This is a genomic window from uncultured Flavobacterium sp. (assembly GCF_963925415.1).
In the GTDB taxonomy this organism is placed as follows: Bacteria; Bacteroidota; Bacteroidia; order Flavobacteriales; family Flavobacteriaceae; genus Flavobacterium.
On record NZ_CAWUTS010000133.1, the window covers coordinates 1 to 11295 of the forward strand.

Annotated in this window: 13 protein-coding genes; 2 read left to right on the top strand and 11 right to left on the bottom strand. The window is 31.5% G+C overall.

Annotated features, from left to right (window positions below):
* Positions 1-812 (top strand): SDR family oxidoreductase (locus AABM47_RS10305; RefSeq protein WP_338410839.1); only part of this gene is annotated, 812 nt, incomplete at its 5' end.
* 65 nt (positions 813-877) lie between these two features.
* On the opposite strand, the gene AABM47_RS10310 is transcribed toward AABM47_RS10305, so the two are convergent.
* Positions 878-1813, bottom strand: a complete 936-nt coding sequence (locus AABM47_RS10310) for an arginine deiminase-related protein (protein ID WP_338410840.1) — start codon at positions 1811-1813, stop codon at positions 878-880.
* Between the two features lie 53 nt (positions 1814-1866).
* Positions 1867-2781, bottom strand: a complete 915-nt coding sequence (locus AABM47_RS10315) for an arginine deiminase family protein (RefSeq protein WP_338410841.1) — start codon at positions 2779-2781, stop codon at positions 1867-1869.
* A 182-nt stretch (positions 2782-2963) separates the two neighbouring features.
* Here AABM47_RS10315 and AABM47_RS10320 point away from each other — a divergent pair, with 182 nt between their 5' ends.
* The gene (locus tag AABM47_RS10320) at positions 2964-3329 is read left to right on the top strand and encodes a hypothetical protein (protein ID WP_338410842.1); all 366 of its coding nucleotides are present in this window, start codon (positions 2964-2966) and stop codon (positions 3327-3329) included.
* Between the two features lie 53 nt (positions 3330-3382).
* On the opposite strand, the gene AABM47_RS10325 is transcribed toward AABM47_RS10320, so the two are convergent.
* The 9 genes from AABM47_RS10325 to rpmJ form a co-directional block, all read right to left on the bottom strand.
* Positions 3383-4666, bottom strand: a complete 1284-nt coding sequence (locus AABM47_RS10325) for a citrate synthase (RefSeq protein ID WP_338410843.1) — start codon at positions 4664-4666, stop codon at positions 3383-3385.
* A 646-nt stretch (positions 4667-5312) separates the two neighbouring features.
* On the bottom strand, positions 5313-6605 hold the full coding sequence (gene eno / locus AABM47_RS10330) for a phosphopyruvate hydratase (RefSeq protein WP_338410844.1): 1293 nt from the start codon (positions 6603-6605) through the stop codon (positions 5313-5315).
* A 154-nt stretch (positions 6606-6759) separates the two neighbouring features.
* Positions 6760-7878, bottom strand: coding sequence for a glutamine-hydrolyzing carbamoyl-phosphate synthase small subunit (gene carA, locus AABM47_RS10335; RefSeq protein WP_338410845.1), 1119 nt, complete (start codon positions 7876-7878; stop codon positions 6760-6762).
* A gap of 316 nt (positions 7879-8194) precedes the next feature.
* The gene (gene rplQ, locus AABM47_RS10340) at positions 8195-8683 is read right to left on the bottom strand and encodes a 50S ribosomal protein L17 (protein WP_338410846.1); all 489 of its coding nucleotides are present in this window, start codon (positions 8681-8683) and stop codon (positions 8195-8197) included.
* Positions 8684-8722: 39 nt separating this feature from the next.
* On the bottom strand, positions 8723-9715 hold the full coding sequence (locus AABM47_RS10345; RefSeq protein WP_338410847.1) for a DNA-directed RNA polymerase subunit alpha: 993 nt from the start codon (positions 9713-9715) through the stop codon (positions 8723-8725).
* 18 nt (positions 9716-9733) lie between these two features.
* Positions 9734-10339: a 30S ribosomal protein S4 gene (gene rpsD / locus AABM47_RS10350; protein WP_338410848.1), complete on the bottom strand. Its 606-nt coding sequence runs from the start codon at positions 10337-10339 to the stop codon at positions 9734-9736.
* Between the two features lie 115 nt (positions 10340-10454).
* The gene (rpsK, locus tag AABM47_RS10355) at positions 10455-10838 is read right to left on the bottom strand and encodes a 30S ribosomal protein S11 (RefSeq protein WP_338410849.1); all 384 of its coding nucleotides are present in this window, start codon (positions 10836-10838) and stop codon (positions 10455-10457) included.
* An 8-nt stretch (positions 10839-10846) separates the two neighbouring features.
* Positions 10847-11221: a 30S ribosomal protein S13 gene (gene rpsM / locus AABM47_RS10360; protein ID WP_338410850.1), complete on the bottom strand. Its 375-nt coding sequence runs from the start codon at positions 11219-11221 to the stop codon at positions 10847-10849.
* 2 nt (positions 11222-11223) lie between these two features.
* The coding region (gene rpmJ, locus AABM47_RS10365; RefSeq protein ID WP_338410851.1) for a 50S ribosomal protein L36 at positions 11224-11295 on the bottom strand (72 nt) is incomplete at its 5' end.

Consider the following 11295-nt stretch of genomic DNA (forward strand, 5'->3'; position numbering starts at 1 on the left):
ATATTGGTGGTCCAGACATTATAACTTATAAACAAATGATGCTTTTATATGCCAAAACAAGAAAGATAAAGCTATGGATTTTTACGATACCTGTAATGACTCCCAAATTATCTTCTTATTGGTTGTACTTTGTAACCTCTACTTCTTATAAATTAGCTATAAATTTAGTTGACAGCATGAAAATGGAGGTTATTTGCAAAGACAATAGACTTCAGAATATTTTAGACATAAAACCTATTTCATATCAAGAAGCTATTCAACTTGCCTTTTTAAAAATTGAACAAAACTTAGTAATTTCTAGTTGGAAAGATAGTTTAGTTAGTGGGAGACTTAAAAATGATTTAAGAGGTTACATTCAAGTACCTACATACGGTTGTTTAAAAGATGAAAAGTCAATAAAAGTAGAAAATACAGAAAAAGTAATAGAAAATATTTGGTCAATTGGTGGCGAAAAAGGGTGGTATTATGGAAATTGGATATGGGCATTAAGGGGTTTTTTTGACAAGCTAGTTGGTGGTGTTGGGTTACAAAGAGGTCGTACTCATTTAAACGAAGTAGCAGCTGGAGATTCCTTAGATTTTTGGAGGGTTTTATTGGCTGATAAAGAAGAAAAAAGGCTTTTGCTTTTTGCAGAAATGCGATTACCTGGTGAGGCTTGGCTGGAGTTTAGGATTGACGAAAACAATGTTTTACATCAAATTGCAACTTTTAGACCAAAAGGATTATTTGGAAGGGTATATTGGTATCTACTGGTGCCTTTTCACTACTTTATATTTGGCGGAATGATAAAAAACATAGCCAAAACAACTTAAGTAAGTCCCAAAAATTCCAAATTCCAATAAAGCATATTGAAATTTGAAATAGGATATTTTAAAATCTAGTTTTTTGGTAAAAATATTTCTGCCATCATGCATCGAGCGCTTCCACCCCCACAAGCTTCAATAGTATCTAAACTTGAACTTAAAATAGTAGCGTGTTTTTCGATTTTTTCTATTTGCTCTAAAGTCAAACTTTCATGTGCAGATTTACTCATTACTAAGTAACTTTTGTCATCGGTTCCTTTTAATTGCAGCATGTTTCCTGCAAAGCTGTTTACTTGTTCTTCAGAAATTAAAATAATTTCTTTACCATCTTGCTTTAAGCTTTGTAAAACTTGTTTTCTTTCACTTTTATCATCAATAGAATTAGCACAAATTATGACAAAAGTTTCCCCTAAACACATCATTACGTTTGTATGATATATCAATTTACGTTCACCATTAACAGTTTGATACGCTTCAAAAATGATGGGTCCCATGTCAAAATCTTCACAAAATTCTATCATTAATTCCTCATCTGCTCTTGGAGACAATGCGCAATACACTTTTCCGTTTGCACGGTCTAACAAAAGACTACCCGTTCCTTCTAAATATACTTCATCCTCTTCAGCTTCTGTGTAATCAACTATATCGTTAAGCTTAAAGCCTTTTTCTTCTAATAAATCTAAAATATCTTCTCTTCGTTCAGCTCTTCGGTTTTCAGCAAACATGGGATACATGGCAACATCACCATTCTCATGAAATGAAATCCAATTGTTTGGAAAAATACTATCAGGGGTGTCTGAGTCAATCGAGTCATCTACAACTGTTACATCAATACCGACCATTTTAAGTTTTTGCACAAAAGTATCAAACTCTTCTTGAGCTTTAGCACTTACATTTTCGGGAGTTAACCCGTCTAAAACTTTTTGGTAATAATTATTTACAGCCGTTTGCTCATTCATTCGAAAAGCTACTGGACGAATCATCAAAATTGAATTTGTTGTTTGTTTCATTTTAATTTGTTTATTTGTTGTTTTTAGTTCATTTATCTTAAACTATGAACAATTTATTCTCTTATTAACGGTAATGTGGAACATCTTAACAATCCTTCTTGTTTGGAAATTTGAGCATATGGGATTTCTTCTACAGTAAATCCTTGTTCTCTTAACCAAGTGTTTAATCGGGTAAAGTTCTTTTCAGAAACTACTACATCTGGTGCAATTGAAAATACATTTGAATTCATATGATACATTTCGTCACGAGTAATATGGAATAAATTTTCTTTTCCAAACAATTGAACCAAATACACGTAATCAGCTTCTTCCCTAAAACCACCTTTGTAAATTATTCCTTTATTATGGCCAACAGGCTGAAAACAACAATCCAAATGCAACGCATTATCTCTTGCCTCTAGTTTTGACTTTACCAAATCAAATTCTTTAACTATTTTATTTGGAAATAAGCTTTTAATATAATGTACTCCTTCAATATTTGTTCTTGCTGTGATATAGTCTTTATAATCAGAACCCTTGTATGTGCCTATAAAAATATGATCATTCCAAAGCATAACATCACCACCTTCTATATGAACTTCTTTAGGTGGTCGCACAACTTTTTTAGGGTCCATTTGATCAATTATATATTGAATAGCATCTAACTCTTTTTCTCTATCCGGAAGGATATTAGATTTAATAAAAACATCATCAATAACAAAACCTATATCTCTAGTAAAAATTTGATTGCAATTTTCTATTATTTCGGGACCAAAAACATGAACATCATATTTTTGAAAAACTTGATTAAAAGCTTCCATTTCCTTTACCATATCTTTTTCAACAGGGTAAGTGCCTGCTAAAATATGTTCTAATGATTTTGGATCATACGCTTCTGATTTACTTGGCGTAGGACCGTTACTTTTAGCTGAGCCTAAAACAACAGCCTTTAATCGTGATGTTTCGTTTTTAACGTTTAATTGTAACATATATTTATTTTTGAATACTTCAATAAAGTATTTAGTAATTTGGTAAAGATAAAAAAGACTTCTAGTTTTTAAACGATAATATTTAATTTTTATCTTAATAAGGTTATTAAACTTTTTAATATTACTTTTTTTGATTTTTTTTAATTTAAATTTGAGTTTAACATAACAATAAATAAGTAATTATGGGAATTTCAAGTTTTTTTAGTTCCGTTTTTGGAAAGACAAAAGGAACATTAGATGGTGTAAAAGACACAGTAAGCGGTTTGGCTGAAAACACAATAAACAAGGCAGCAGATGTTGCTGGGGATTTAAAAGAAAAAGCATCAGGCATTATTGATGAAGCTTCTGCTAAGTTAGATGAAATGGGTATTGGTGATAAATTATCAGATGTAATAGATGCCGCAAAAGACAAATTAGAAGATGCTTCAGAATGGATCGATGAAAAAGTAGGAGATGCTAAAGATACATCAACTGGTTTAGTTGACAAAGCTGAGGAAAAAATAAATAATTTAACAGGAAATTCTAACAAAGATGTTCCAAAAGGATAATTCTATTTTATTTATAAAAAAGCCGTTTCAGTTGAAACGGCTTTTTTTATATTTTATCTATCATTAACTTCTTTAAAATGCCTTAAACTATAACCGGTATAAACTTGTCTAGGCCTTCCAATAGGCTCTTTATTTAAACGCATTTCTTTCCATTGAGCTATCCAACCTGGTAAACGACCAATTGCGAATAATACTGTAAACATACCAACAGGTATACCCATAGCACGGTAAATAATTCCAGAATAAAAATCTACATTTGGATATAAATTTCTTGATTTAAAATATTCATCTTCTAATGCAACTTTTTCTAGCTGTTTTGCAATATCCAATAGTGGGTCATTAACTCCCAAGGCCTCTAAAACATCATTAGCTGCTTTTTTTATAATGGTAGCTCTTGGATCAAAGTTTTTATAAACTCTATGACCAAAACCCATTAAACGAAAAGAGTCGTCTTTATCTTTTGCTTTTAGAACGTATTTTGCCACATCACCACCATTGTTGTGAATTTCTTGTAACATCTCTATCACTGCCTGATTTGCTCCCCCGTGTAATGGTCCCCATAGTGCCGAAACACCCGCTGAGATAGAAGCAAATAAACCTGCGTGAGAAGACCCTACTACTCGAACGGTAGACGTAGAACAGTTTTGTTCATGATCAGCATGAAGGATAAATAATTTATTTAACGCATTAATAACTTTTCTGTCAAACTTATAAGGTTCAGTTGGAATTTCAAACATCATTCGCATGAAGTTTTCTACATAACCTTTAGTGTTATCATAATTATTTAATGGAAATCCCATTGATTTTCTATATGTCCATGTTGCAATAACCAAAAATTTAGCCATGGTTTTGCATACAGCATCATACATTTCTTTTTCGTTGTGAGGGTTAACTGACTTTGGGTTAAATGCTGTTAATGCAGAAGTTAATGCCGCTAAAACACCCATAGGATGAGCTGTTTTAGGAAAACCATCAATAATGTTTTTCATTTCCTCATTAACCAAAGTATATGCTCTAATATCTTTTTCAAATTGATCTAATTGATCTTTAGTTGGTAACTCTCCGAAAATCAATAAAAATGAAACTTCTAAAAAGTCTGCTTTTTCAGCTAATTCTTCTATAGAATAGCCTCTGTAGCGAAGTATTCCTTTTTCACCATCTAGAAAAGTAATTTCACTTTTACATGATCCTGTGTTTTTAAAACCAGCGTCTAATGTAATAGCACCTGTTGCACCACGTAAAGTATCAATTTCAATAGCTAGCTCATTTTCTGTTCCAACAATTACTGGAAACTCGTATTTTTTGCCATCTAATTCTAATGTAGCCGTTTTTAACATAGTAGTGTATCGTTTTTAACTTGAATTTTATCAATCCAACAAATTTACTGAATTAGTTATTAATTAAAAAGAAATAATGACAGGTATTTTAGGAAATATATAATTAATATGTAAAATTGATATATATTCGTTTTTTTTAATAAAATTAATTTTAAATAAAGAAAACGCTTAAACACTTCTTTTAAATATTGCAGAATCAAACTCAGTTTTAATTATTTAAACTTATAGCTATTTTTTTTACAAAGTACAGAATACTTTTTGTTTAAATTTACTTTGATTTTAAATAAAAAACCCAATATGATAATCGAAAACTACTGCATTGAAACAATATTTTTTAAACGTTTTTTTTAAGCCTTAAAAAGCATAAGCAATTTTTTTGAAAAATTTACATTAAAATAAATTAGAAAAGTAAATTGAAAAATATTTTAAAAAATAAAAACAAAAGTTTGATTAAAATTTTTAATTATCTTTATATTAAACAATAATTATAAATGACTTAATTGTACTTTTTTCTATTTGAATAAATTCTTAAAAATGTTACATAAATCAAATTTCATTTTAAAACTTAAAATGGAATGACTTGTAAATAAAAAAACCTTTCAGATTTTGATATCTAAAAGGTTTCGTATATAAATAAAAATATTAATTATTTTTGCTTAAAAGCATTCAGTCCGGGGAAGTAAGCTACGTCTCCAAGTTCTTCTTCAATTCGAAGAAGTTGGTTATATTTTGCCATTCTATCTGAACGAGATGCTGATCCGGTTTTAATTTGTCCGCAATTTAATGCCACAGCCAAATCGGCTATAGTATTGTCTTCAGTTTCTCCTGAACGATGGCTCATTACTGATGTATAACCTGCGTTATGTGCCATATTAACAGCAGCAATAGTTTCAGTAAGAGTTCCTATTTGGTTCACTTTAATCAAAATAGAATTTGCAGTATCATTAGCAATACCTTTTGCTAATCTTTCTACGTTTGTTACAAACAAATCGTCACCGACTAATTGAACTTTATCACCAACTAATTCGGTTAGTGTTTTCCAACCCGCCCAGTCATTTTCATCCATACCGTCTTCAATAGAAACGATAGGATATTTTGTAGTTAATTGAGTTAAATATTCGGCTTGTTCTTGAGAAGTTCTAATTTTTCCGGTAGGTCCTTCAAATTTTGAGTAGTCGTATTTGCCATCTACAAAAAATTCAGCGGCAGCACAATCTAAAGCGATCATAACATCATCACCAAAAGTATAGCCTGCGTTTTCAACTGCTAATTTAATAGAATCTAAAGCATCTTCTGTTCCACCTGCTAAATTTGGAGCAAAACCACCTTCATCACCAACTGCTGTTGACAAATTTCTGTCGTGTAATACTTTTTTAAGGTTATGAAAAATTTCTGTACCCATTTGCATTGCTTCAGAAAAAGTTTTAGCCTTAACGGGCATAATCATAAATTCTTGAAACGCTATAGGCGCATCAGAATGAGAACCACCATTAATTATGTTCATCATTGGAAGGGGTAATGTATTGGCAGAAACTCCACCTACATATTTGAATAAACTCAAGCCACTCTCATCTGCTGCAGCTTTTGCTGATGCCAAAGAGACACCTAAAATAGCATTTGCCCCTAAATTAGATTTATTTGGAGTACCATCTAATTCAATCATCATTTTATCAATTGCATTTTGTTCAAATACAGACATTCCTACAACTTCTGCAGCAATTTCTGTATTTACATTATCAACAGCTTTTAAAACTCCTTTTCCCATAAAAGCTTTACCACCATCTCGTAATTCTACAGCTTCGTGCTCACCTGTAGAAGCACCACTTGGTACTGCAGCCCTTCCTAAAATTCCGTTTTCTGTAATTACATCTACTTCAACTGTTGGATTTCCACGTGAATCAAATATTTGTCTGGCGTGAATTTTAATGATTATGCTCATTTTTTAATGATTTTTATAAATTAGTATAGCAAAACTAAACATTCTATATTTTAAACTCTAAAAAACTTATAAACGATAACGTTTTAGTGAATTTTAAGGTGCTGGCATGAACTTTATTTAGTTGCTTTTTTATAAGTTTTTAATATTTTTTGCTTTAAATAGCAATAACATTGTGAGATTTTATATTTTCAATAAAAGTATCAAATAAATATGCTGAATCGTGTGGCCCTGGACTCGCCTCTGGATGGTATTGTACCGAAAAACAATTTTTAGATTTCATTTTCATGCCAGCTACAGTATCGTCATTTAAATGTAAATGTGTAATTTCCATATCTGGATGATTTTCTAATTCTTGTTTATGTACTGCAAAACCATGATTTTGTGATGTAATTTCTCCTTTACCGGTCAACAAGTTTTTTACAGGATGATTTATACCTCTATGACCGTTGAACATTTTATAAGTCGAAATTCCATTTGCCAAAGCTATTACTTGATGCCCTAAACAAATTCCGAATAATGGTTTATTATTAGCTATAATATCTTTAGCTGTGTTTTGTGCTTGACTTAAAGGTTCTGGATCTCCAGGTCCATTTGACAAAAAGTAGCCATTGGGGTCAAAGCTGCTTAAGTCTTGATAAGTAGCATCAAAAGGGAATACTTTTATATAGCAGTCTCTTTTGGCAAGATTTCGTAGTATATTAGTTTTTATTCCGAGGTCTAAAGCTGATATTTTAAAAGTTGCATTTTCATCTCCATAAAAATAAGGTTCTTTTGTAGAAACTTTTGAAGCTAATTCTAATCCTTTCATGTTTGGAACGTTTGCTAATTGAATTTTTAAATCTTCAATTGAAGTTCCGTCTGTAGAAATAATTGCGTTTTGCGCTCCATTATCTCTTATATAACTAACTAAAGCACGAGTATCAACATCAGAAACTGCTACAATGTTTTGTTTTTCAAAATAATCATATAAACTTTCGGATGCCCTTGATCGGGAATAGTTAAAGCTAAAATTTTTACAAATTAAACCTGCTATTTTGACACCATTTGATTCTACATCGTTTATATGAACACCATAATTACCAATATGAGGATTGGTTGTTACCATAATTTGTCCATAATACGAAGGATCTGTAAAGATTTCTTGATACCCGCTCATTCCGGTATTAAAACAAACCTCGCCAAATGTTGTGCCGCTAATTCCTATAGATTTTCCGTGAAAAATTGTTCCATCTGCTAATAAAACGATGGCCTTTTGTTTTGTGGTGTATTGCATGTGATGTTAGTTGTTTTGCAAATTTAGTATAATTCTTTTTTTAAAAAAAATAAGTTTATAAATAATCGAATAGTTTCTCTTTTAGCCCTGATGGAAATGGCATCCTTTTTTGTTAAAAAAGATAGAATGGACAACAGGAATTACTTGGCTAGATAAAGCCCAAGCCTTTTGCTACTAAAAAAATATAATTTTATTATGGATACTTTTTACCACGCCATATTTTGTAAATTTGTGGATAGAAGGGAGATAAAATCCAAAAAAAAAGGATAAACTAGTAATTAGCTTATCCTTTTTTATATTTATGAATTGATATTCATTATTCTGCAGTTTCAGTAGATTCTTCAGAAGTTTCAGCAACAGGAGCGTCAGTTGTTTCAGCTATTTTAGCTTTTCCACCACGACGACTTCTGCCTTTTTTCTCTTCTTTTTTACCACCGTTATACAATTCGTTAAAATCAACTAACTCTATCATGGCCATATCAGCGTTATCTCCTAAACGATTTCCTAGTTTGATGATACGTGTGTATCCTCCTGGTCGGTCACCTACTTTAGCAGCTACTTCTCTGAATAGCTCTGTAACTGCATACTTGTCTCTTAAATATGAGAAACAAATACGACGGTTGTGAGTTGTATCTTCTTTTGATTTTGTTACTAATGGTTCAAAATACACTTTTAAAGCTTTAGCTTTAGCTACTGTAGTATTGATTCTTTTATGTTCAATTAATGAACAAGCCATATTTGAAAGCAAAAGTGCTCTATGACCTTTTTGTCTGCTTAAATGATTGAATTTTTTTCCGTGTCTCATGGTATCTTAAATTTAATCTCGAATTGAATCGAAATTAGATTACTCTTTGTCTAATTTATATTTTGCTAAATCCATGCCAAAAGTAAGCCCTTTTACAGCGACTAATTCGTCTAATTCTGTTAAAGATTTTTTACCAAAGTTACGGAACTTCATTAAGTCGTTTTTGTTAAAAGAAACCAAGTCACCTAGGGTATCAACTTCTGCTGCTTTTAAACAATTTAATGCTCTAACTGATAAATCCATATCCACAAGTTTAGTTTTTAACAACTGTCTCATGTGTAATGATTCTTCATCATAAGATTCTGTTTGAGCAATTTCATCTGCCTCAAGTGTAATTCTTTCGTCAGAAAACAACATAAAGTGATGAATCAACGTTTTAGCTGCTTCAGTTAATGCGTCTTTTGGGTTAATTGAACCATCTGTTTGAATTTCGAAAACTAATTTTTCATAATCAGTTTTTTGTTCCACACGAAAGTTTTCAATTGAATACTTCACATTTTTTACAGGTGTGTAAATTGAGTCAGTATATATTGTACCAATAGGTGCATTTGCTTTTTTGTTTTCTTCTGCAGGAACATATCCTCTACCTTTTTCGATAGTAAGTTCCATGTTTATTGAAGTTTTACTGTCTAAGTAACAGATCACTAAATCTGGATTTAAGATTTGAAAACCAGAGATGAATTTTTGAAAATCACCAGCTGTTATAACATCTTTTCCTGACAATGACATTGAAACAGATTCATTATCTATATCTTCAATTTGACGTTTGAAACGTACTTGTTTAAGATTTAAGATAATTTCTGTTACATCTTCAACTACACCAGGAATTGTTGAGAACTCATGTTCTACTCCTTCAATTCGTATTGATGTAACAGCAAATCCTTCTAATGCTGAAAGTAATACTCTTCTTAATGCGTTACCAACAGTTAATCCGTAACCAGGTTCTAAAGGTCTGAATTCAAACTTACCTTCAAAATCGGTTGAATCGATCATGATAACTTTATCGGGCTTCTGAAAATTAAATACTGCCATAATTCGACTAATGTATTTTTATTTGTTATACAACTCTACGATTAGTTGCTCTTTAATGTTTTCTGGTATTTGAAGTCTTTGAGGAACAGTTACAAAAGTACCTTCCTTTGTATCATTGTTCCAAGTAATCCACTCATAAACTTGAGATGCATTAGTTAAAGAACTGTTGATTGCTTCAAGAGATTTAGATTTTTCACGAACCGCAACTCTATCACCTGGTTTAAGGTGGTAAGAAGGTATGTTAACTAATTCTCCATTAACAGTAACATGTCTATGTGAAACGATTTGACGTGCACCTCTACGAGTAGGAGCAATTCCCATTCTATAGACTACATTGTCTAATCTTGCTTCACAAAGTTGTAAAAGTATCTCACCAGTTACTCCTGATGCTGCAGATGCTTTGTCAAATAAGTTTCTAAATTGACGCTCTAAAATACCATAAGTATATTTAGCTTTTTGTTTTTCCATTAATTGGACAGCGTATTCAGATTTTTTTCCTCTTCTTTTGGACATACCATGTTGTCCTGGAGGATAGTTTCTTTTTTCGAAGGCTTTGTCTTCTCCGAATATTGCTTCGCCAAATTTACGAGCAATTTTAGTTGTTGGACCAGTATATCTTGCCATTTCTAATTGTTTAAGATAGAGATTATGAATTCAGGTCTAATCCTTCGATAATCGTAATTCTATCTTGGTTATACTTAATATTTTTTTGAGAGTGTAAATATAGTAAAATATTTAATTAAACTCTTCTTCTTTTTGGAGGACGACATCCATTGTGGGGCATTGGAGTTACATCAATAATTTCTGTAACTTCGATACCACCGTTATGTAATGATCTAATAGCAGATTCTCTACCATTTCCTGGTCCTTTAACGTAAACTTTTACTTTTTTAAGACCAGCTTCAAGAGCTACTTTTGAACAATCTTCTGCTGCCATTTGAGCTGCATAAGGAGTGTTCTTTTTAGAACCTCTAAAGCCCATTTTACCAGCTGAAGACCAAGAAATAACTTCACCTTTCTTATTTGTTAAATAAATAATGATGTTGTTAAAAGTTGCACTAATATGAGCTTCTCCTGTCGATTCAACGATAACTTTACGTTTTTTTGCTGTTGCTTTAGCCATATTGCTTATTATTTAGTTGCTTTTTTCTTGTTTGCAACAGTTTTTCTTTTACCTTTTCTCGTTCTAGAATTGTTTTTGGTTCTTTGACCTCTTAAAGGAAGACCTGCTCTATGACGAATACCTCTTTGACATCCAATATCCATTAAACGTTTAATGTTTATCTGAATTTCTGAACGCAATTCACCTTCAATTTTGAAAAATGAAACAGCATCACGAATGGCACCAATTTCTTCATCATTCCAATCTGAAACTTTTTTGTCTAAGCTAACTTCAGCTTTCAGCAAAATTTCTTTTGCTCTGCTATTACCCACACCAAATATGTATGTTAAAGCAATAACTCCTCTTTTCTGTTTAGGTATATCTACCCCTGCTATTCTTGCCATAATTATCCTTGTCTTTGTTTAAATCTAGGATTCTTTTTGTTGATTACGTATAATCTGCCTTTTCTTCGTACAAT

Coding starts and splice junctions, on each gene's coding strand:
- AABM47_RS10310 (WP_338410840.1), bottom strand. CDS start 1,813: ATGAAACAAACAACAAATTCAATTTTGATGATTCGTCCAGTAGCTTTT.
- AABM47_RS10315 (WP_338410841.1), bottom strand. CDS start 2,781: ATGTTACAATTAAACGTTAAAAACGAAACATCACGATTAAAGGCTGTT.
- AABM47_RS10320 (WP_338410842.1), top strand. CDS start 2,964: ATGGGAATTTCAAGTTTTTTTAGTTCCGTTTTTGGAAAGACAAAAGGA.
- AABM47_RS10325 (WP_338410843.1), bottom strand. CDS start 4,666: ATGTTAAAAACGGCTACATTAGAATTAGATGGCAAAAAATACGAGTTT.
- eno (WP_338410844.1), bottom strand. CDS start 6,605: ATGAGCATAATCATTAAAATTCACGCCAGACAAATATTTGATTCACGT.
- carA (WP_338410845.1), bottom strand. CDS start 7,878: ATGCAATACACCACAAAACAAAAGGCCATCGTTTTATTAGCAGATGGA.
- rplQ (WP_338410846.1), bottom strand. CDS start 8,683: ATGAGACACGGAAAAAAATTCAATCATTTAAGCAGACAAAAAGGTCAT.
- AABM47_RS10345 (WP_338410847.1), bottom strand. CDS start 9,715: ATGGCAGTATTTAATTTTCAGAAGCCCGATAAAGTTATCATGATCGAT.
- rpsD (WP_338410848.1), bottom strand. CDS start 10,339: ATGGCAAGATATACTGGTCCAACAACTAAAATTGCTCGTAAATTTGGC.
- rpsK (WP_338410849.1), bottom strand. CDS start 10,838: ATGGCTAAAGCAACAGCAAAAAAACGTAAAGTTATCGTTGAATCGACA.
- rpsM (WP_338410850.1), bottom strand. CDS start 11,221: ATGGCAAGAATAGCAGGGGTAGATATACCTAAACAGAAAAGAGGAGTT.